We start from the raw sequence: 21111 nt of genomic DNA, 5'->3' as shown, positions 1-21111 counted from the left end.
AATCCGGAAACTCAACCGAAGCATCCAACGCTTCCCGTGCATAAGCCAAAGAGCTAGTAATTTAGATAAGTACCCGCTCAACCTCATCAAGACTTATTTCGTCGGATCGACGGTCATAGAGCTGGGTCGTCCGCGTCGAAGAATGATTGGCCATGGCTGCCGCCTTTTCCAACGTGCCGCCATTCTTCAGATACGCTGTGATCCCTGTCGCGCGGAACGAGTGATTTCCGATCGCCGTCCCGATGTCGGCGGCAATGGCCCGCCGCCGCACCATCTGAAACGCATTGGCCTGGGGCAGGGGGGTCTTGCTGAGCCGCCCCGTACCCCGGCCGATCGTCCGGAACAGTGATCCCTTCGGCTCGTCGCCGAGACCGCAGCCATCGATGTAGGCGTGCAAGTAGGCCTCCAAGCTGTGGTGACAGGGCATCTCATGCCGCTTGCCGCCTTTTTCGTGTAGCCGCACCCATAGGCGCCGGTTTTGCACGTAGGCGTCCTCCACCCGCATCTTCAGCGCCGCACCGATACGAGCAAAGCTGAACACCATCAGCGCGATCAGCGCGCGATCACGCAACCCTGCCGGCGTAGCTACGTCGATGCTGTCGAGCAGCCGGCGCGCCTCCTCGGACGCCAGCACCGGTGTCTTACCACGCTTCACGCTGTGGCTCAGGCCTCGCACCGAGCTAGCCGGGTTCACCGGCACCACCTGGCCGATCACCAGCCAGTCGAACAGATGGCGGATCGCCGCCAGCCGCTGCTTGACCGTGGGCGCGCTGCGCACTTGGCCCAGCTCCTCAATGTAGGCAGCGACGTGGAGCGGCTGCACCGCCGCGATCGACGGGACGCCACGCTGCGCGCACCAGCCGAGGAACTCGCCGATGCCGCGGGCATAGGCCCGCCGCGTATTCGGGTTGCGGATGTTGGCGGCAAAGAACTCCAGGAAGCGGAGCTGCGCGCGCTCGTCGGCGGACGCCATCAGCGCCGGCAGAGCCAATGCGGGAGAGGGCAGAGGGACGAGCTGGTTCATGGCAGCCCGAGCTTGGTCTTGACCTCGGCCTTTGCCAACTCCCACACGAACGCGACGCTAGCACCGCCGACCTTGCCCGCGATGGCCTTGGTTTTGCCCCACACCTCGCCGTCGCGGATCGTGGCGACGAACTCGTGCCCGCTGTAGGTTAGGCGCTGCGGATACCACTCCAGCTGTGTCTTATCCGACACGTCTATTGCCTGGATGAACCCGCCCTCCACGAGTAACATCACATGGTAGGAGATCACCTCGGCGTCGTGATCTGGAAGGTCGAGGGGAATATGGCTTACGGACGGGTTGGGGTCCGCCTCGATCGCGAGCAGGATGTCGCGCATTAGGTCCTTGTCGAGCTTCATTTCGGCTGTTCGCTGATCTGGGGTGTCATCGTCGCCTCGTGTCGATCTTGAAAGCTGGCTGCCTTCTCAAGGAGCTGCGTGATTTCCTCGACCGTATGGCCCTCGGCCTCGATTTCTCCAATCTTGATCCGAACCTTGCGCCCGCTTCGACCCTGAATCCACGCAACCGCATATCCGGCGATGGCAGTGATAGCGGGGGGACCCAACACCTTCATCGCGACCACGAACTCAGGCAGAGGAAAGCCGTGTGCGTCCACAGCGTCCAGAGCGAGCGCTGATTGGCTGTAGGCAATGCTATCGGCATGCAGGGCCGCGCCAAAACGCGATAGCTCCTGCTGAAAAGCCTCGTCCCCGCCACCTGGCTCATCCTCGGCTTTCACCAGATCGAGCGTGAACGCCCCCTCCTCAAAGCGACGTCGATTTACCATCGCTGCCGTGCGGGCCTCACTCTCCAAAAACATCTGAAACATTGCCTCTTCTTGCTCAGGCGTCAGAAAACTCATGGCCATGATCGTGTTCTCGCTATGTGTGATAAAGGACATTATCATATGTAAGAGGCCGTTGAGATCGTTCGCTGAAGCTGGGAACGATTTGGGAGACAACGTTGCCGCTTAGCGGTGCGCTATGCTCACAAAAAACTGTAATACAGATCGCTTAAAGTGTGATCCGATGGCATAAGTCACCCGACTTGCAAATCGTGACGGTTAAAGCGCTGTAATGATATAGAATTATCTGAATTCATTCGGCGCTTTACGACGATGGTTCCATTTTTACGGTCGTCAACGTCCAGTTTTAATAAGAATTGCGTCGGAGGGCAGGACGTGATCGAGAAAAGGAAGGGTCGCCGCGCCGATTGCAGGTGCGTCCTGCGCCATAATCGCGGACATCACTCGGGCGTGGGACGGCGCGGCGACGGCCGCCAATGCTTTCCCCAAATCAGACGCCAACCGTTCGATGAGCGGCACGGGCAGCCGCCCGCCAATTAAGATTGCATCTGGGTTGAGCAGGCAATTAATACTGATCAACGGCATCGTCAACGCGCGAACAGACTCATTCAACCATTGGTTGACGACTGCGTTCACTGCCGAGTCTGAGCCGACCAGTTGCGCGTTGCTAGTGACGGGGCATTTAGCAGCTGCGAGGCGGGCGTGAAGCGTTGACAGCGAAACAATGTCCTGCACTACCGCGCCGGGAGTGGCCGCTCCCGGATCTGGCATGAGTCCGATCTCGCCGCTTCGCGCCGTAGCGCCACGGTGATAGCTCCGATCGATTACTAATCCGCCGCCCAAGCCGGCACTAATCAGCAGATAAAAAAAGCTAGGATTCTCAGCGGCTGTCCCGCACTGGGCCTCTCCCAGCGCGGCGGCCGCTGCATCGTTGTCGGTATGGATTGGCCATGGCAATACCTCTCGCAAGAGCGCAGGCATCGCTACATCGTCCCAAGTCGCGTATTTCGGCGGGCTTCCAGGCAGGGCGATGCTGCCCAGATCGTCTGGCATCGCAACACCCACGCCGAGCACACGATCGCGATCAACGTTGCCCGCTGCGATGACCTCGTCGAGCCTTTGCCGGACGAACTTGACGACATCGGCCGGCATCGCGAACGCAATCTCTTGCGTGATGCGGCTGCGCACCTCTCCCGCCAGATCGAGCGCTACCAAGGTCAGATGATCACGATCGATATTGAGGCCGATACCGAACGCTCCGTCTGGATCGATCTGCAGCTTAAACGCCGGTTGGCCACGGTCCCCTTTTGTGCGCCCGGACAACCGTACTAGCCCCTTGTCGATGAGCCGGTTCGTGATGTTAGCGATAGTGGGCGCGGTCAGCCCAGTTTCTTGAACGAGCGTGACGCGCGTCGTCTCGTCGCGTAACCGTATTGCCCGCAGCACCGTCCGCAGATTGTAGTCTCCCGCGCGTTCCAGATTCGTGCCTGACAAGCCGTTTGATAAGCGTGAGGACCGGCTTTGGGCACCAAGCGGATCGCCGTTATCTCGTGCTTTTAAGGCTGGATCGGGGAGAGCACGTGAGTTGGCTTCTGTCATATTCGTCGACTTCTCTATCTCGGCATAAACCATCGCGCTCAATCATGATATTACAACTGACTTTATTTATCCATTCAGTTCTGCCACTCGTTGTGCGCGGAAACCAACGGGCGTGATGAGGGGCTTACCATGATTGCTACACTAGGACAGGGCACGCCAGAATGTGGAAGGCCGAAGTGATGCGTGTCGGCATCGATTTTGGCGGAACAAAGATCGAAGCAGCAGTACTCGATGAGAAGGGAGATTTCCTTAGCCGGGTCCGGACCCCGAACCCCGGGGAGTATGATCTCGCCATTCGCGATGTTTGCGCTGTCATAGCCCGTGCCGAGGGAGAGGCGGGGGGGGCGGGAGCACGCCCGCTCAGCACAGTTGGGGTTGGTGTACCTGGCTCGATCAGTCCGCGTTCAGGGCTAATGCAAAATGCGAATTCGACTTACCTTAACGGCCGACCATTTAGAGAGGATTTGCAGATCGCACTCGGACGCGATGTCCGAATGGCGAACGATGCAAACTGTCTAGCGCTCTCCGAGACTGTAGATGGAGCAGCCAAGGGGGCTAGGTCTGCGGTGGGCGTCATCCTCGGTACCGGTGTCGGGGGCGGGGTTGTTATAGATGGGCGGATAGTAGAGGGAGCTACCGGCATTGGTGGCGAATTCGGTCACGTCCCACTCCCTTGGCTTACTCCAGACGAGCACCCAGGACCGCTTTGCTGGTGCGGTAAACATGGTTGTCTGGAATCGTGGATCTCCGGCACTGGTTTTGCCCGTGCCCACGAAGCGCACAGTGCTCAAAAAATCGAAGCCGCCGCTATTGTCGCCGCTTCGCGACGCGGGGAACCGGCTGCAAGCGAGTCTCTTGAGCGCTACGTCGATCAGCTGGGCCGGACGCTTGCACTGATTGTAAACATTATCGATCCAGAAATTTTCGTTCTTGGTGGCGGCATGTCCAACGTGGAGGAGTTGTACCGGCGCGTACCCGCTGTCGTACGCCGTTACGTTTTCGGAGGCGCCTGGGAAGGGAGAATCGTACCAGCGCGCTGGGGCGACTCGTCTGGCGTCCGTGGCGCGGCGCGACTGTAGGAAAGCGTTACGCACGCCAAAATACCGACTTAAAAGTTGGTTTTGAAGTCAGAATCTTCAGCATCGTCTTAGAAGCTTTGCACCATTAAAAAACAGAAATTTCTGTATTTAATAGTTGACGATCGGGCCGCTTCGGCGGCATCAATGCTGAGTAAGCCGACAGCGAAGCGGCTAAGGGAGGATGTGAGCTGTGCAATACGAGTTTGCCCGCAGGCCAAGTCGCGACCTTATGGTAGCCGAAATGTCCAGGGCGGGCGGTGCCGCCGCTCTCATTACGGCGCGTTTGGCTCGCATTCCGAACAATCAAACAATAAAAACGGTCGAATCGTTACGGCAGCAGAATTCGCTATTGCCTAGACGAGTTGCGCAAAAGGGAGGGATGTGATGAACCAGATTAGTTTAAATTCTAACCGGATTTACCGTCGGCGGTTGTTGGCAAGTGCCACATCGTTGATAGCACTGTCCATTACGCAGCCCGCTCTCGCGCAGGCTGGTACAGCCACTGTTCAAAGCACTAACACTGCGCAAACGTCCGGGCCGGCACAGGGCGGAATTGAAACGCAACCCGTGCCTGGCACTAGCCCAGCTGCTGGCGCGGCAGCATCCGGCGCGTCCCAAGCCGATGGTAGTGCAGCGACTGCAACGTCGGCGAGCGATAGCGGCGACATCCTCGTCATCGGAGTCCGCGGTGCGCAGAAGGCTGCCGTCGACCTCAAGCGCTCGGCAGCTCAGATCGTTGATTCCATCGTGGCCGAGGACATCGGCAAATTGCCTGATACCACGATCGCCGACTCGCTGCAGCGCGTCACTGGCGTCCAGATCGACCGCACTGCGGGTGAAGGCGGCGGCGTCAATATTCGTGGCTTGGGACAGGTACTGGTAACCCTCAACGGGGAATCGTTCCTCGGCGGCCAGAGCATCGACAATGCACAGCCCAACTTTACCGACATACCGCCAACGCTCTTCTCAGGCGTCGACGTCTTCAAGTCACCGACTGCACGTCAGCTCGAAGGTGGTATCAGCGGCATTATCGATTTGAAAACGCGTCGTCCGTTCGACCTGAAGCGCGGCATCACGCTATCCGGCTCAGCGCAGGGCGAATACGGCGACCGCGTCAAAAAGCTCAATTCAACCTACTCGGCGCTCGCTGGCTACCATACGGACCGCTTCGGCCTGCTTGTTGCGGGATCCTACTCGAAGGCAAGCCTCGCTAACATTCGCATTGACACTGGCAACAGCTGGCTTGTCTCTACCGACGCATTGTCGGGCCGCGACTTGCGCGGAAACGGCCGCATTGGCTCAACCAACATCCCGGCTAATGGGGACTATGTCTATCAACCCGCGGTCGTTAGCGCATCTAACCAGACAACAGAACGCGAGCGGTACGGCGCTAACGCCTCCGCACAATACAAAATTACAGATCAGCTTACGCTGACGGCAGATGGCGCTTACACCCAGCTCGACGACCGCACGCGCGCCGTCAACCTTCAGCTTAACAGCGGCTATGCGCCTCGACCGCTACTTGCAGGATCTCAAGTCGATTCCAACGGGGTTGTGACTGTCGCGAACTTCGCGCTGCCCGGGTTTGCAGAGAACAGCCTCGCCACCAATTCCAAGTCGCGCACGTTCAATACCAATCTCGAACTGAATTATAACAACGGCAGCAACTTCAAGGGAACGCTGCGTTGGGTTCACGCCGATGCAAAGCGGGACTCGGTGTCGTCACAGGCCGACTCCAAGCCCGAAACTGGCAACTTGCTGCCACGAGGCATAGCGCCAGAGTGCCAGGGCAACCAGAATCCGGACCTGCTGCCGGCCTCTTGCTATCAGCTGCAGAACCCTAACGGCTTCCAAGCGGTCAATGTCGGCATTGATTACACAACGAAGTATCCGACGCTCGCCTTTGGGACCGACGTGACGAACCCCGCCAACTGGGAGCTATACTCGACGTGGGGTTATGGCGACCACCGGCGTGCCAAGAACGATGCCTTCCGCGCTGATGGCACGTTCACCTTTCCTGGCGATGGGTTCTTCAAAACGCTCGACGCCGGCATACGCTACAACGTGCGTGACGTGACGGTGTCGGAGTTTAAATATCTCGCACCGGTCACTGTGCCCGGGATCGGCACGCTCGCGAAGCCAGGCGACCTCTACTATTTCAAGGACGCTGGCATCACCCAGACCGGCACCCCAGCGATCGAAGGCCGCTCTGTGCTCCCGATTTATACGTTTGGGGCGCTTGGTAACCGCATCAAACAGTACAATAGTTTCATCTTTGGAGGCGTGCCCTCGGCGGGCATTCCCGGAATTGATCCCAATGCGATGAGCAATCCGCTTGCCTTCCAGAACAGCTTGTTCCCGGGCAATGCCGAGTATCAGGACCCGACACGTAGCTTCCGCGTTAAGGAGAAGAACGCGAGCGCTTATGCGCAGCTGAACTTTGCATCCGAGCAAGGCATCGCAGGGATTGGGATTTCTGGTAACATCGGGCTGCGGTTCATTACGACCACCCGAACGGTGTTTGCCAATACCACTGATCCAAACCGATTCATTGGAACCGGTGGCAACTACAACGGCGTGTTTATCAATCTTGGTACGACTGCAAACAAGAAACAGATCGACCGGTATCTGCCAGCAGCAAACCTCACCTTCGACCTTAACCGTAAAATGAAGCTGCGCTTAGCGGCCGCCAAGGTCGTCGGTGAGCTGAACCTGTTTGACCTCGGTGCGGGTCAGGTGCTATATTACGGTGCCAACAACGGTCGGTATCCGTTGCCTGTTCCGCAAAACCTTCAAGTCTTCCTGTCGGGCGCGTCGGGCAATCCCAATCTCGAACCTTATCAATCGACCAACTACAACGCATCCTACGAATTCTATTTCGGCCGGGGCGGTCTGTTCAGCGCTGCGGCTTTCCTGTTCGACGTCAAGTCGTTTCCGCAAAGCATCGGACTGATCCAGCCGATTGCCGACCAGGATGGCGTCGTTCGTGCGGGCGGCGTTGTTCAGACGACCAGCAATGGCAAGGGGGGTAAAATCAAGGGCGTCGAGGTTGGATACCAGCAGCAGTTCGACTTCCTACCTGGCTTCCTGAGCGGTTTTGGTGCTAACGCAAACTTCACTTATTCGGATAGCCAGAGCTCAAACGTTGACTTGTTCAACCATCAACTACCAGTTCCGGACAATTCAAAGTTTCAATATAACGTAATCGGTTTCTATCAGAAAGGACCGATCCAGGCACGCGTTGCGTATAACTGGCGCAGCACACGCTTTGCCGGCATTCAATATGTCAACGGCATCGACCTGACTAACGCGCCGAACGCGAATGCGCTGGCGATCTATTCGAAGCCAGTCGGATATCTGGACGCGTCGGCCAGCTACGACATTCTGCCGAACGCGACAATCTTCGTACAGGGCACCAACCTCACTCGGTCTAATGACGAAGAGTATTTGCAGTTCAAGAACCAGTTCTATCAGCAGAACGTGTTTGAACGGCGACTCACGGTGGGCGTCCGCATCCGGAACTAGCCAAAACGACCTTTGCCCTTACCCTCCGGGGGCAATGCTGGGCTCATCCGGAGACACGCCGGATGAGCCCTTTTTTTGCTCAGCCGATCCGGCGTAGCGCCGTAGCATATTCACGGATGACGGCCTGCGTGGAGCGGTCGGTATCAAATACGCCGTAATAGCCTTGCGGTTCGTGACTAGGATCGCCCAGCCAGTTTGTGTCACCGGCATGGAAGACATAATCGGAATGCTGTGCGCGGCCTTCGCCGTTCCACGCCCAGAAACTGACTGCTGCCAGAGGTCCGCCTCTCATTGCATCTTCTACGACCGCGTCCATTGCGAAACGGTAATACGCGTCGCGTTCGATCGTTGTCGCGGCGGGGTCGTAGCTGCCACCGTCGCGTGGATATCCGAACTCCTCCAGCACTAGCGGACGGCCGAGTTTGGTAGCCAGTTTGATGTGCTGGTCGATATAGGAACGACTCTTAGCCTGCCCCGCGGCTCGCGAGCCCGCCAGATCCTTAACGTTGATCCAGCCGAAGTTTTTCGGCCAAATGTGGATCGACATGTAGTCGATCTCTGGGGGAGTAGCGAGCGTCAGGCACCCCTCACTTCCTAGGCAACCGATCACGCCCTCACCTCCCGTCGAGACGAGGTGGTGGGGATCGATCGACTTGATCAGGCGCGCGGTCGATCTGATCCATGCAGCGTAGGCCGGCAAATATCCTTTCGCGGCAGTTTCGCCCGGCCGAGGCTCGTTTGCCAATTGCCACGCCATGATCGCGGGGTCCTCGACGTAGCGTGCGCCGGTGATGCTATTGATGCGTCCTACGATTGCGCGGACGTAGTCGTCCGCCATCGCTACTGCGCGGGTGTTTGCGTAGAATTGAGCGGTAAAATCGGAATAGGCGGGCCATGGCGCGGCGGGATCGTTCTCGTCTACGTAATGGCCGCCGTTCGCCCAGTAGAGATAGGCTTGCATGCCGCCGGACCATTCCCAGAAGTTGTTGATGCACATTACGGCGCGCATATCGCGCCGCCTCAACTCGACCAACAGATAGTCAAGGCCGCCAAGCAGCGGCTTGTTGAAGCGAGTACTGCGATCACGAAAAGTCGGCGTGACCGCCCCTTTCAAAGGCGAGGCTTCGGATCCACACATGACCCGGACGTTATCGACCCCGAGTTCTCCCAACCGATCGAGTTCCCGGCGCAACCTGTCCCGGTTACCATAGTCGGTGTCAGCGCCAAGGTAGGCACCATACCACATGTTCGTTCCCATGTAACGATATGGGCCACCACCCAGCTCGAAGCGCATGCCCGTAACACTTACTAGCCCCGCCGGGCGCCGGGGGCGGATTGCCGCCGGCAAGGTCGTTAAGCCAAGCGCGGCGCCGATGGAACCGATCGCATCTCGGCGCGTCGGCTTCTGGCCAACGCCAACCGTAAATTGCTCGTATAAAGTGTCCGTCACACCATACGCTCGCGAATAGCATCGAGGGCGATACCTTTTGTCTCTGGAAAGATGAGGAGGACCACGACGCATTGCGCGGCCATTGCCGTGGCGAAGATCACGAACGGCGCCCCGGCCGACCACGCTACCAGCATTGGGAAAACTCCAGCGATGACCGCATTGAACAGCCAGTGTGTGCTTGCGCCAAGCGCACTCCCGCGTGCGCGTACGTCTTGCGGAAAAATCTCCGAAAGATAGACCCAGATTACCGCGCCTTGGCTGGTCGCGAAGAAAGCGATGAAGCCGACCAGCGCTGGAAGCAGCACAGAGCCGCCGATCCGTCCGAACAGCACTAATGCAGCGATTGACAGGCAAAGTGTCATACCTGCCGCCCCGGCAGCCAACAGCGGTTTTCGCCCGATACGGTCGATTAGCACCATGCCAAGCAAGGTGAAGATGAGGTTCGCAGCGCCTATCGTGATCGCCTGCAGGTCGGGCGACAGACTGCCCGCACGGGCAAAAATGTCGTTTAGATAGTAAAGCACCGCGTTGATCCCGGCGAGTTGGTTGAAAGCAGCCAACACTACAGCGAGCACGATTGGCCGGCGGTGCAAAGACCACGACAGCCGGCCATCTGATTGGCCGATTGCAAGTGCCCCCAAGATGCGCTCAATCTCTTGATCTGCATCTGTGGGAGACAGTCCGATGCGTGCAAATGCTACCCTCGCTTCGGTGACCCTTGCGCGCGCTACGAGCCAGCGCGGGCTGTCCGGAATACGGAACAGCAGCGCCACGAAGACGATTGCCGGAGCCGCACTTACTCCGAGCTTCCAACGCCAAGCCTCATGATCAATGAGTACAGCGACGATAGCGTTGCTGAGATAGGCGATGAGGATGCCGGCGACGATGGCGAGCTGGAACAGGCCGACCAGCAGCCCTCGTCGAGCGGGCGGAGCGACCTCGGCGATATAGACCGGCGCCAGTACGGACGATCCGCCGATCGCGAGCCCGCAAACGAAGCGGAAAGCCAAGAACGCGCTCCAGTCAGTAGCCAGCGCACAGCCGACTCCTGCTGCGATGTAGCATAGTCCAAGAACGCCCAATACGCGCCGACTGCCGAACCGGTCCCCCGGGCCGCCGGTAACGAGCGCACCGACCAGCGTCCCCCACAAGGCAGCCGAAACGGTCACGCCAAGCGTCTCGGGTGTCAGTCTGTAGACATGCCGAAGATCGGCCGTGACGCCTGCAATGACCGCGGTGTCGAACCCGAACAGCAGCCCGGCGAGCGCAGCTGTGATAATGCTGGCAACGAGGACGCTTTTCACTTGGCAGGCGCTCCTGCGGCAGCGACGTTCCATCCACGCAGGTTCACATGGGGGCTTTGTGCCTTAGCAGTTGGGTATCGCACTTCGATTGCACGGTGCTCGCCGGGCAGCAGTGAAACATAGTTGTCACTGAAGTAGGCTGGCAGTACCTGACTGCCATCGGCGTTCACGATCGTCAGTTTGGTCTCGATCGCGGGCGTCGCGGTCGTGTTTGTCAGTGTGACCGACATAACTGTTTCGTCGCCATCAACCCGGTTCGCTGTGGCCATCCCCAAGTTCACCTGCGGGAGCCCGTTCAAAGCCTGGAACGCAGCGTCGTCCTTCGCCTGCCAGTAGAAATTTGTCGATAGCAGACCGTCCTTCACGTTGCTCGCCTCAAGCCGTACCAGAGCCACGCCGTGCTCAAGCGCAGGCGCGAGGTCTAACGTGAACGCGTCGCTCACCGACTCTCGGGGCGCGGCGATCGTCGCTTTGCGTTCGGAAAGCACTCGGCCGTTGAGGTCGACGACCTTCGCATGCACAGTGATCCGACCGAGGTCGGTCATGCGGTTGTTTACAACGACGACCTTATGGTCCGGCAGGTTCATCTGAACGTGCAACGGTTCCGCCGCCTTCTTCACCCCGTAGAACGAGGCATGCGTGTCATAGTCGGAGGAGAAAATTTGCCAGTGGGAGGATGGCCACGCAGGCTGTGTCATCCAGAGCATACGGCCGCTATTCTCTCGCCACAAACCAGCGTTCATTCCTTCAAACACAGCACGGTATGACTCGTACTGCATCATCTGCGCCTTGCGTTCGAAGTCGGCGAGACTGGTACCGGCGCCGAAGCGTGCGGTCAGGGCATCCATGTAGGTCTTAACGCCGCCGTTCCCGAGCTGATGCCAATCGTGATAGGCCCAGGTATCGCTGATCGGCCACCGGTCAGCGTCAGGGACCGCGCGCTTCCACGATTCCAGAGTCGGAAATGAGGGCGTGCCGCTCTCGACGGAAAAGCCCTTTGCGTGGGTCGTGAAATACTCGACCGGGGGCCGCCAGTTATACGGCCCGCTATTTTGAAGGTTGATGCGGTTCGACGAGCCCATGTACAGGCGCGTTCCGTCTTCCTTCTCGATCAGGTTTTGAAGGGCCTCGTTGAGGATCGGCTGCGGTACACCCTCGTTTCGCCCGAACCAGACGACGATTGATGGGTGGTTCCGGTAGCGCTTTACCACGTCCGTCGCGTTGGTCATGAAAAGCGCCGGGTCCTGCGCCTCGACATTATAGTCCTCAGTGGACTCCCAAAAGTCATTCAGGATCATCAAGCCATATTCGTCGGCAAGATCGTAGAAGGTTTGTTCGGTATTCTGTCCAACCCAGTTACGAACGATGTTAAGGTGGGCGTCACGGTGCAACCGGAAGAACGGCTCCAGGCGCTCTCGGCCGACGCGCTTCATAAAATCGTCCATCCCGATGTTGCCGCCCCGCGCTGCAATCCGCACGCCGTTGACGCGGATCACGAGGTACGGGGTCAGCCCGTCCTTGTCGGTAACTGGTCGCACAGCCGGTGATGTCTCCGCACCCGCGACGAGGCTCGCCGCCCAGCCATTTGCTACCTTTCGGATGCCGGTGTGTGAACCGTCGACAATGCGTTGCCCAAGTTGACGCGCGCGCGATAAGTCGATTCCCACCCGCTCCAGCACGCCATGACGGTCCATCAGCGACATGTCGTAAGTCACTTGGCGCATGCCAAAGCGTATATGTTTAGTGTCGCTCGTCCCGCCCTCGACGCTGGCGGTAAGCGTCAGGTCGTGCAGCGCGGGGGCACCGTAGCCATTTGGCCACCATAATCGTGGATGGCGAACCGTTAGCTGAGGAAAGTCAGCGGCCTTCATCGAAACGTCGATTGATTGGCCAGGCGCAAGCGCGACCTGCTTTGCGACAGTGACATTGTCGAACGAAGCTCGCACTGTGGCGGTTACCGCATGGTCGCTGGCGTTGGAGACCGGCACTGCGATTTCGACCTCGGCGATGCTGTTGTCGGTCTTGGGAAGGGTCGTAACCACCTGCGGGTCACCGAGTGTCGCGTAGCCTGTCTCGGTGAGCGTTACACCCTGCCACAGCCCGGTGTTGCGATCGCGGATGCTGGGTATCCAGTCCCATCCTTCGGTCGCAACGAAGGTGGGCCCGTCGAGCATCATCATCCCGCCGTTCTCACCGTTGCCAGCGGTGAGCGATTCCTCCTGCGCCAAGCCAGGATGCGGGGGCGGCGATACTTTCACCGCAATCGCATTGCGGCCGGGCAGCAGCTTGCCCGTCACGTCGAACCGACCGCGCACGAAGGCGCCTTTCATGGTACCAATTGGCGCGCCGTTTAGCCACACCTCAGCCGCATAGTTCACGCCTTCGAAGGTCAGCGTCTGGCGTAGGTTCATGCTCGTCGCAGGTGCATCGAATTCACTGCGGTACCAGTAATCTTGACGCGCCAGCGACTCCGGAATCGCCATGTTATTAAGGCCGTAGGCTGGGTCGGGGTAGATGCCGCGATCAACCAACGTGGTCAGCACCGTGCCGGGTACTGTCGCCTCGTACCAACCGCGTGCGTCGTAGCCCGCTCGACTGATCGCCGCGCCAGGCAAATTTACCCTTGGAGCAGCCGCAAGTTGCCAACGCGCTATGTCCCAGTGCCCGTTATCCCGTGCGACTAACGCCGGGCCTAAAGGCCCCGGCTTGCCGGCTGGCGGGCTAAATGGTGCTCTGGATGTAGGCAGAGTCCACGCGTCCTGCGGCGAAACCTGGCCAATTTGCTGATGAGTCTGGATCGGCCACTCTGGGCTACCTGGCGTGAACGTAATCAGGGAGAAATCGGGCGTCTGCGCCGCCGCCTGACGCACCGCGCTTGGTTGTATGGCCTCGGCCGACAGGGTGAAGCCTGCTATTCGGCCGGAAAATATTGCCCCGCGTGAGCGGGGCGCTAGATGCGCGACCAATGCGACCGCTTTAGCGGAAAGCTCGCGTTGCCCAACCTGCTGACCATCGACAAACAGCTTTGCAACGCCGTTCTTCCATGTCGCCGCGACATGTGTCCAGTGATGGTTCGCAAGCGGGACGCTGGCAGTTAGGACGCCCGCCTCGGTTACGAGCGCCGGGCGCCCGTCGATGAGGGCAAGGTAGCGACGTGGGCCCGTCTCACCAAAGCCCGCGGCAAGCGCAACACCGCGCGGCAGCATGTTCGGTTCAACCCAAGCCGCGATCGTCCAAGCGCTAGCGGCAAACGGAGCTTCGCCCGGACGCGAGAGCGGTTGATCGATCGATGCCCCCCCCAAAGGCAGGTCGGCGTTGACCGGGCCATATGACTGCGCACAGGCTGGTGTAATGCATAGCAGCATTACCCATGCCGTCGTCGTCAAAGCCGCTACCTTATGCCTCATCATATCGCTCTCCCTGTCCCTGGGTCTGTCCGCCCCAGTTTATCGTATCGAGCATAGCAAAAAGAAACCAAATTGGGTTATGAATTCTTGACGGGGGCTATCAAGCTGGCTCTGTTAGGATCATCGCGGCGATCCGGATCGCGAGGGGAGAGCCTTATGACGATGTTCGCGACGACCCGTCGTGCATTGCTTCACAGCGCGGCGCTGACCAGCGCCGGACTAGCGATGGGGCGGGCGCTGGCGGGAGCAAAGGATTTGGCACCGCGGATAGAACGGCACGCAAACGGTGTGCGGATTTACCGTGATGGCGACGTCATAAACCTTCGATTACCGCTCGCGGGCATCGCCAGTGTTGTAAAATGCTCGGCGGCCAACTTAGCCTTGGGTGGCGGTTTTTTTGCCCACGATGGGGCGGACTCCCCGACGGTTCGTTTTGTAGAGGACGCGCATGTACTCCGCCTGATGGGCGAAGGCATTATCGTAGATATAGATAAGGTGAACGGTCGCCTCCTTTTTTTCGACAGCGCCGGAACGATCCGTATCGCGGAAAGCATAGAACCTGCCCCAATTCCAGGCGTAGACGCCGCACGTCGTCAGGGGTTCACCATTGGGGCTACTGAGCGGTTACACGGCCTTGGGCAGTTCCGCGCGCCGGTCGCCGAGTATCGCGACGAAGACGTGTTTCTCGCTCATGCCAACAGCGACGCGGTCAACCCGTTTCTCACGTCGACGGGTGGCTGGGGCCTTTTGTGGGACACGGGCACGGCGGCACAATTCCGTTCGCGCGCAACCGCACTTGGCTACCATTCGGTCGCAGGCGATCTCATCCGGTATCATGTCTGCCTTGGTGCCGACATGGACGCGGTCATTGGCCGCTACCGCGCGCTGACCGGGGCCGCCGCGCTCTTGCCGAAGTGGGCGTACGGCTACTGGCAGAGCAAGGAGCGCTACCAAAGCCAAGCCGAACTGACCGACGTAGTTGACGAATACCGGCGCCGCGGTCTGCCGCTGGACGCGATCGTGCTAGACTGGCATTATTGGGGCGAGAACGATCATTTCAGCGGAATGACCTTCGATCCAAAAACCTTTCCCGACCCAAGCGCCATGGTTCGACACGTCCACGCGTGTGACGCACACGTGCTTATCTCGGTTTGGCCCGCCTTTGGTATAGCGACCGCCATTTACCGCGATATGGCGGCGGCGAAGCACCTTTTCCCATCAAAGCACTGGAGCGGAGGTCGCGTTTTCGACGCCAGTTCAGTGCCTGCACGTGATCTGTATTGGCGACACGTCAAACGCGGGATAGTCGATCATGGCTTCGACGGCCTGTGGACCGACGGCAACGAGCCTGAATTTCAGTCGACCGGGGAACGCTATGGTACTGCCGCCGCATTCGCCGCCAACGGACTGAGCGCCGCCGGACCCATTGCCGAGAACCTACTCACGTTCTCTTGGTATCAGTCCAAAGGGTTGAGCGAAGGGTTTGAGCGCGACGTGCCGTCTAAGCGTCCGGTAATCCTAAGCCGCTCGGCCTACGCCGGGCAGCAAGCGTTTGGCGCAGTCACCTGGTCGGGTGACATATTCGCAAGTTGGGGCACATTGTCGGCACAGATCCTCGCCGCTCAGCAGTTCGCGATGGCGGGAATACCGTGGTGGACGTGCGATATCGGCGGTTTTCTGGTTAATCATCGCTACCCGCGCGGGCTGGCGGATCCGGCCTATACCGAATTGTATGTGCGCTGGTTCCAGTTCGGCGCCTTTCTTCCGGTATTTCGCGCGCACGGCACCCATGTCCCGCGCGAGCTGTGGCAGTTCGGCGAGCCAGGAACACCCGTGTACGACGCGTTGGAGAAGGCTTTGCGATTACGCTATTCGCTATTGCCCTATCATTATTCGCTGGCGGCAGAGGCGGCGCTAGCCGGCGGCACGCCCCTTCGCGCCCTCGTAATGGATTTTCCCGACGACGTGGCGGCGCGCGATCATCCCGCGCAATTCATGGTTGGTCGCGATCTGTTGGTGCGCATCGTCGATCGGCCGCTCGAGCATTCCCCCGCAAACATTCAGGAGTTTCTGCCGAGCCGCGTAGTAAAGGGGCTGAACGCGCCTGCGGCAGAGATCGCCTTCTATGAAGGAGCGAACTTCGAGCGTCGCGTGTCGTCGCGCCAGACGGACGAATTGAAAATGAGCTGGTCGGGCGACCTGCCCACCGCGCTTGCAGGCAAGCCCTATTCGATCCGCTGGACCGGCCGGTTACGTGCGGAGGAGAGCGGCATACATAAGCTTGTCGTGCAGGGCAAAGGCGCTATCCGGCTTTCCCTCGATGGCCGAACCGTGATCAATGGCATTGCGGAGCCTGCGGTAGCCGATGGTGCGAACGGTGCGGTATCTTTTCGCGAGCATGATGGCGACGCACGTTACGAAGTTCCACTTTCCCTCAAAGCCGGTCAATCCTACGTTTTCAAGCTGGAGCAGCGCCAGCCAACCGCCGACGTCGTAAGCTTGTGGTTTGAATGGATTACGCCCTCTCAAGTCGCGAGAATGGTGATCCCACAGTCAAAGGTGGTTACGGTCTATCTTCCCGCCGGTCAGGATTGGTACGACATGGCGTCCGAGGAGCGGCATGTCGGCGGCCAAACTATCAATGTTCCGGCCCCGCTCGACCATGTGCCGGTCTTCGTGCGGGCGGGGGCAATCCTGCCGATGACGCCCGGCATCGACCGTGCGTCAGCCCGCCCCAACGTAATAGAACTTCGCGTCTTTGCCGGTCGTGACGGCCATTTCACGTTGTACGACGATGGCGGTGACGGGGATGGTTACAAGCACGGTGCCGCTGCTCGTATTCCGATACGATGGCATGACGCGGAGCGTAGATTGGTAGTCGGACCGCGGACAGGGACCTATCCTAACATGGCCTCAAAAATACATTTTGAGGCGCGTTTGGCGGGCGGTCATGGAGTGCAGAACATACTTTTTGACGGGACCGAGCAAAGCATCGAGTGGTGATGCACGTCAGCAAAGCAGCGCTCGACGTGACCGATCATCTTAATACCGATGGCTTAAAGGGAGTTAGCACTAGACGCTGATTCGTCGTCCGACCAAGTATCCGGATAAAGGCTTCATCAGCAATCGATCGCTGGCACTTATAGGCGTTCCGCGTTGTGCCATCCCCAAGGCCATTATCGCCTGCTAAATTGAATGATTGCACGACGCACTTGGTCCATCGCGAGCGCGCCATCAACATCATTATTTGCGATTTTGGAGTTCACTTGGAACGAAGCCTCATCAGCCGCTCGCTCGGCAAAGCGATTAATCATTTCGGATGCTCGCGCACGGACAGCGATATCGTTTTTTGTTGACATGAACGGCTCAACCAGAGCCTTTTAACGATGTTCCGATCCTCGCAACGCTCTGCGCTGGGTGGAGGCATCGGCGTGGCGAACGGTCCCGCCCAGACGTTCGAAATTGTCCGCCGAAGCTGGACCAACGATCTCTTGAAATGTGGTTAAAACTCACGCAGGCTTTGACCTCGCGCTTTCGTTCCCGATTCGATTGCTTTATCTCTGCGCGTCAATGAAAAGGATAGCATAATGAGAGGAATGATCTTGCGGCGCGTCACAACGCTGGCTGCGACCGCAGCGTTATCGGCCGCGTTGGCCCCCGCTGCTCAAGCGGCGACAATCTACTCTACGACGCTGTTTGGTAGTAATGAGAACCCCGCGGTCGTAACGGGAGGGTCGGGGTTGGGGCAGCTCATGTTGGCTGACGACATGAACAGCTTCAGCGTGTTGATTAACTTTAGCGGGCTCACCTCCAACGCAGTTGCCGGCCACATCCATTGCTGCGCAACAGCCAACGGCAATGCGGGAGTAGCTATTGGATTTACGGTGCCGAGCGCAGTCGCCGGTACGATCATGGGCACTTACGATCTGACGCTTGCCTCAACCTATACGAGTGCATTCCTGATGTCGTCGGGCGGCACTGCCGCAAGTGCGCAAGCAACGTTTCTCGCGGGGCTGGGAAGCGGACTGACGTACTTGAACATTCATACGACAACGAATCCGGGTGGCGAAATTCGTGGTCAGGTTGGTGCCGTTCCTGAGCCTGCAACCTGGGCTATGATGCTTGCGGGCTTCGGAATAATGGGCACCGGAATGCGCTATCGCCGTCGTTCGACGACGACCACTTTCGCGTAGGATAGCCGGCCCGACGGCCCACTAGGTCGCGAAATGCTGAGTTTTGCCACACGCAAATTACTGCCGATTATCGGAATGATATGGGTCGAAATCACACGGTTTATGCGACTAATGTCTAACCCGTACCGGTCATTCCGACTTGACGGAGGCGACGGTCTCAGTCGTTAAGCGGGGTTCCGCTGGTAGTGTCTCGGAAGTGGCTTCTACCTGGGATGTGAGACGCTGACCCGGTTTCCGGCCCAAGCCAATCTTTTTTGCCATCGCGCGACGCACCTCGCTGTAGCCTTCAGATACTGTAGGATAATCGGGTTTCAAACCATAGCGTTCCCGGTATTCATCCGGCGTCAGACCGTTCATCGTCAGGTGACGTCGCAGTGCCTTGTACGATTTGCCGTCGATCAAGCTTATAATGTAATCTGGGTTGGCCAGCGACTTCCGGACGGATACTGCAGGCGTATACTCAGGTTTTAGTGCTTTCGATCCGTTGCGGTACGTCGCTGCCGATAACTTAGCAACTGCGTCGTACATCGATCTTAGGATCACAGGCACATCGTTGATGGTCGCTCGGTTATTTGGATTGCTGAGCCACGCAATGGTCATCTCGGCCGCAAGTTCAACAGTGGTCGTTTTCGTGGGCATTACGGTTTCCGTACATCAGAGCAAAATCACAATCAGTCAAGAACCCTTAATCCAACAGCAGCGAGTTAGGCCACCCGGTACGAACGGACCTGAGCATTTTGAGCCATTCCTGGCCTAACGCAAAACACATGATTGCCGACACCCCGGGCCTGCATTTTAGCCGAACCACACCCGCCTCCGGTCTTAATGATCGACAAACCCTGTCGCTTTGATAAAGTGTACGAGAATATGCTTTCAGGGGTTTGTCGCGCATGCTGGTCGGATATATGCGGGTTTCGTCGGCCGATGACCGCCAGACGGTCGATCTCCAATGCGACGCCCTGGTCGCAGCTGGTGTCGATCATCGGCATCTCCATACCGACAAGGCATCCGGTGCGCGCGACGACCGGCCGGGGCTGAAAGCCTGCCTCAACTATTTAAACGCGGGCGACATGCTGGTCGTTTGGAAACTCGACCGGCTCGGACGCTCACTGCCACACCTGCTGACGATCGTTACCGACCTGAAGGCACGCGGTATCGCATTCCGATCGCTGACCGAGCAGATGGATACGACCACGCCCCACGGCGAATTGCTGTTCTCACTGTTCGGTGCGCTGGCACAATATGAGCGGGCGCTGACGCGCGAACGGGTAATGGCGGGGCTGGCCGCTGCCAAACGCCGGGGACGCCAAGGCGGGCGTCCACCAATGATCGACGCGGAGACGCTCGAACGGATCACAGCAGCGCTGGATGGCGGGGCTAGCAAGGCATCTGTCTGCCGGACCTTCAAGGTACCGCGCTCTACCTTACTTGGTACGCTGGCCCGGATCGGCTGGGCCGCACCGGGGAAGGTCTAAGTTCCGCGACCACCGCTCCAGCGCTCTGTTTTCCTCGTGAGCTTCTGTCGCAAAAGTTTGTTGCACAACACTTCTTTTGTGATACAGTTTTGCGACATGCTGATTGGCTACGCCCGTGTGTCCACCGATGACCAAGATTTCCGGCTGCAACGCGCCGCATTGAAGGAGGCCGGATGCAAGCGGACGTTCGAGGAGAAAATCTCGGGCGCGAAGCGTGACAGGCCCGAACTAGCCAGGATGATCGACCAGCTGCGCAACGACGACACGGTAATAGTGACGCGGCTCGATCGGCTAGCACGCTCAACCCGCGACCTGCTCGACATTGCCGAAAAGCTGAAGGAGGTCGGCGCCGGCTTGCGCTCGCTGGCCGAGCCTTGGGCGGATACGACCTCGCCTGCTGGCCGTATGGTGCTGACTGTGTTTGCCGGCATCGCCGAGTTCGAGCGCGAGTTGATTCACCAGCGAACCAACAGCGGACGAGTGGCGGCAAAGGCGAGGGGGGTCCGGTTCGGCCGCCCGCCTAAACTTACCTCCGATCAGATCGCGCTATGTGAGCGGTTGGTGAGCGAAGGCACATCGGTGCGCGAAGCAGCCAAGCTGCTAAAGTGCCACCATGCCACGCTGTACCGGGCGCTGACCGCCTCGACGTTGACAGTGTGATGCAGGACGCTCTGCGAACCCGTGCGCGGAAAGGGGAGGCCTGATGCCGATCCGCCCCGAGCATGTGTTCCTATACCCGATCGATTGGCCGCAACTTTCGCACTATGTGCGGTTCGTGAGGGCAAGAGGCTGTTGCGAGCATTGCGGGCGTCCTCATGGCGAGAGGGTATTTCATCTGCGGGATGGGCGATGGTGGGACCGTAACCGGCATTGCTGGCGCAACGGCCAGGGCCGGCGTGTGCGACGCACAACCGAAGACATCCTAACGCACGGCGCTTGGACGCCTGTGGTGCTAGCCTGCGCTCACCTCAATCATAATCCCAGCGACAGCGCGCTCCACCAGTTAGCGGCCCTCTGCCAACGCTGCCACATGCTTCACGATGGCTTGGAGCATCGACGCCGGCGCTGGATGAACGCACACTATCGGCGCGCGCTGGGCGACCTGTTCTACGGTCCTTATCCGGTTCTCGGGGCTGAGTGGATCACCCCCACGCCAATCAGCATGCTTGGCGAAAGCCCATCGCTCTACGCCTGGTTTCGGTGAAGGATGACCATTGTAGCTGCCGAAAACGGCTCGAAAAGGGCCCGCCCTT

Annotated in this window: 15 protein-coding genes; 7 read left to right on the top strand and 8 right to left on the bottom strand. The window is 59.0% G+C overall.

Annotation, left to right across the window (positions count from 1 at the left end):
- Window positions 1-61: 61 nt before the first annotated feature.
- From L8G49_RS20820 to L8G49_RS20805, 4 genes are all read right to left on the bottom strand, one after another.
- Complete coding sequence (locus tag L8G49_RS20820; protein ID WP_242187933.1) at window positions 62-1024, bottom strand: tyrosine-type recombinase/integrase; 963 nt, start codon at window positions 1022-1024, stop codon at window positions 62-64.
- Window positions 1021-1380, bottom strand: coding sequence for a DUF2513 domain-containing protein (locus tag L8G49_RS20815; RefSeq protein ID WP_242187928.1), 360 nt, complete (start codon window positions 1378-1380; stop codon window positions 1021-1023). The genes L8G49_RS20820 and L8G49_RS20815 overlap by 4 nt, the downstream gene beginning before the upstream one ends.
- On the bottom strand, window positions 1377-1922 hold the full coding sequence (locus L8G49_RS20810; RefSeq protein ID WP_242187926.1) for a hypothetical protein: 546 nt from the start codon (window positions 1920-1922) through the stop codon (window positions 1377-1379). The genes L8G49_RS20815 and L8G49_RS20810 overlap by 4 nt, the downstream gene beginning before the upstream one ends.
- A 237-nt stretch (window positions 1923-2159) precedes the next feature.
- Complete coding sequence (locus L8G49_RS20805; RefSeq protein ID WP_242187920.1) at window positions 2160-3458, bottom strand: ROK family transcriptional regulator; 1299 nt, start codon at window positions 3456-3458, stop codon at window positions 2160-2162.
- Window positions 3459-3586: 128 nt separating this feature from the next.
- Here L8G49_RS20805 and L8G49_RS20800 point away from each other — a divergent pair, with 128 nt between their 5' ends.
- Together L8G49_RS20800 and L8G49_RS20795 are read left to right on the top strand one after the other, a co-directional pair.
- Window positions 3587-4504: an ROK family protein gene (locus L8G49_RS20800; protein ID WP_347272089.1), complete on the top strand. Its 918-nt coding sequence runs from the start codon at window positions 3587-3589 to the stop codon at window positions 4502-4504.
- A 384-nt stretch (window positions 4505-4888) separates the two neighbouring features.
- Complete coding sequence (locus L8G49_RS20795) at window positions 4889-8029, top strand: TonB-dependent receptor (protein WP_242187918.1); 3141 nt, start codon at window positions 4889-4891, stop codon at window positions 8027-8029.
- A gap of 79 nt (window positions 8030-8108) precedes the next feature.
- Here L8G49_RS20795 and L8G49_RS20790 read toward each other — a convergent pair whose 3' ends face one another.
- The 3 genes from L8G49_RS20790 to L8G49_RS20780 all read right to left on the bottom strand — a co-directional run bounded on the left by L8G49_RS20790 (window position 8109) and on the right by L8G49_RS20780 (window position 14169).
- Window positions 8109-9323, bottom strand: coding sequence for a cellulase family glycosylhydrolase (locus tag L8G49_RS20790; RefSeq protein ID WP_242187916.1), 1215 nt, complete (start codon window positions 9321-9323; stop codon window positions 8109-8111).
- Window positions 9324-9475: 152 nt separating this feature from the next.
- Window positions 9476-10783 carry a sugar porter family MFS transporter gene (locus L8G49_RS20785; RefSeq protein ID WP_242187914.1) on the bottom strand — a complete coding sequence of 436 codons (1308 nt, stop codon included), beginning with the start codon at window positions 10781-10783 and terminating at the stop codon, window positions 9476-9478.
- Window positions 10780-14169 carry a LamG-like jellyroll fold domain-containing protein gene (locus tag L8G49_RS20780; protein ID WP_242187912.1) on the bottom strand — a complete coding sequence of 1130 codons (3390 nt, stop codon included), beginning with the start codon at window positions 14167-14169 and terminating at the stop codon, window positions 10780-10782. The genes L8G49_RS20785 and L8G49_RS20780 overlap by 4 nt, the downstream gene beginning before the upstream one ends.
- Before the next feature lie 177 nt (window positions 14170-14346).
- Between L8G49_RS20780 and L8G49_RS20775 the strand changes: the two genes are divergently transcribed.
- Together L8G49_RS20775 and L8G49_RS20770 are read left to right on the top strand one after the other, a co-directional pair.
- On the top strand, window positions 14347-17193 hold the full coding sequence (locus L8G49_RS20775; protein ID WP_242187911.1) for a TIM-barrel domain-containing protein: 2847 nt from the start codon (window positions 14347-14349) through the stop codon (window positions 17191-17193).
- A gap of 584 nt (window positions 17194-17777) precedes the next feature.
- A complete protein-coding gene (locus L8G49_RS20770) occupies window positions 17778-18383 on the top strand; it encodes a CHRD domain-containing protein (protein ID WP_242187904.1) in 606 nt (201 codons plus the stop codon).
- A 129-nt stretch (window positions 18384-18512) separates the two neighbouring features.
- On the opposite strand, the gene L8G49_RS20765 is transcribed toward L8G49_RS20770, so the two are convergent.
- Entirely contained in the window at window positions 18513-19022 is a 510-nt protein-coding gene (locus L8G49_RS20765) for a MucR family transcriptional regulator (RefSeq protein ID WP_242187902.1), read from the bottom strand.
- Window positions 19023-19273: 251 nt separating this feature from the next.
- Here L8G49_RS20765 and L8G49_RS20760 point away from each other — a divergent pair, with 251 nt between their 5' ends.
- From L8G49_RS20760 to L8G49_RS21070, 3 genes are all read left to right on the top strand, one after another.
- Window positions 19274-19858, top strand: a complete 585-nt coding sequence (locus L8G49_RS20760; RefSeq protein ID WP_242187900.1) for a recombinase family protein — start codon at window positions 19274-19276, stop codon at window positions 19856-19858.
- 96 nt (window positions 19859-19954) lie between these two features.
- On the top strand, window positions 19955-20518 hold the full coding sequence (locus tag L8G49_RS20755) for a recombinase family protein (protein WP_242187898.1): 564 nt from the start codon (window positions 19955-19957) through the stop codon (window positions 20516-20518).
- 409 nt (window positions 20519-20927) lie between these two features.
- Window positions 20928-21062, top strand: a complete 135-nt coding sequence (locus tag L8G49_RS21070; RefSeq protein WP_277923416.1) for a hypothetical protein — start codon at window positions 20928-20930, stop codon at window positions 21060-21062.
- Window positions 21063-21111 lie beyond the last annotated feature (49 nt).

It is taken from the genome of Sphingomonas sp. CARO-RG-8B-R24-01, assembly GCF_022662295.1.
Lineage (GTDB): Bacteria > Pseudomonadota > Alphaproteobacteria > Sphingomonadales > Sphingomonadaceae > Sphingomonas.
This window is presented reverse-complemented; position numbering and strand designations above follow the sequence as displayed.

What these genes read in the sequence shown, in the direction of transcription:
- L8G49_RS21070 (WP_277923416.1), top strand. Translation starts at nt 20,928, where the DNA reads ATGAACGCACACTATCGGCGCGCGCTGGGCGACCTGTTCTACGGTCCT.
- L8G49_RS20815 (WP_242187928.1), bottom strand. Translation starts at nt 1,380, where the DNA reads ATGAAGCTCGACAAGGACCTAATGCGCGACATCCTGCTCGCGATCGAG.
- L8G49_RS20820 (WP_242187933.1), bottom strand. Translation starts at nt 1,024, where the DNA reads ATGAACCAGCTCGTCCCTCTGCCCTCTCCCGCATTGGCTCTGCCGGCG.
- L8G49_RS20805 (WP_242187920.1), bottom strand. Translation starts at nt 3,458, where the DNA reads ATGGTTTATGCCGAGATAGAGAAGTCGACGAATATGACAGAAGCCAAC.
- L8G49_RS20800 (WP_347272089.1), top strand. Translation starts at nt 3,587, where the DNA reads ATGTGGAAGGCCGAAGTGATGCGTGTCGGCATCGATTTTGGCGGAACA.
- L8G49_RS20770 (WP_242187904.1), top strand. Translation starts at nt 17,778, where the DNA reads ATGAGAGGAATGATCTTGCGGCGCGTCACAACGCTGGCTGCGACCGCA.
- L8G49_RS20755 (WP_242187898.1), top strand. Translation starts at nt 19,955, where the DNA reads ATGCTGATTGGCTACGCCCGTGTGTCCACCGATGACCAAGATTTCCGG.
- L8G49_RS20795 (WP_242187918.1), top strand. Translation starts at nt 4,889, where the DNA reads ATGAACCAGATTAGTTTAAATTCTAACCGGATTTACCGTCGGCGGTTG.
- L8G49_RS20760 (WP_242187900.1), top strand. Translation starts at nt 19,274, where the DNA reads ATGCTGGTCGGATATATGCGGGTTTCGTCGGCCGATGACCGCCAGACG.
- L8G49_RS20775 (WP_242187911.1), top strand. Translation starts at nt 14,347, where the DNA reads ATGACGATGTTCGCGACGACCCGTCGTGCATTGCTTCACAGCGCGGCG.
- L8G49_RS20810 (WP_242187926.1), bottom strand. Translation starts at nt 1,922, where the DNA reads ATGTCCTTTATCACACATAGCGAGAACACGATCATGGCCATGAGTTTT.
- L8G49_RS20765 (WP_242187902.1), bottom strand. Translation starts at nt 19,022, where the DNA reads ATGCCCACGAAAACGACCACTGTTGAACTTGCGGCCGAGATGACCATT.
- L8G49_RS20790 (WP_242187916.1), bottom strand. Translation starts at nt 9,323, where the DNA reads ATGCGCTTCGAGCTGGGTGGTGGCCCATATCGTTACATGGGAACGAAC.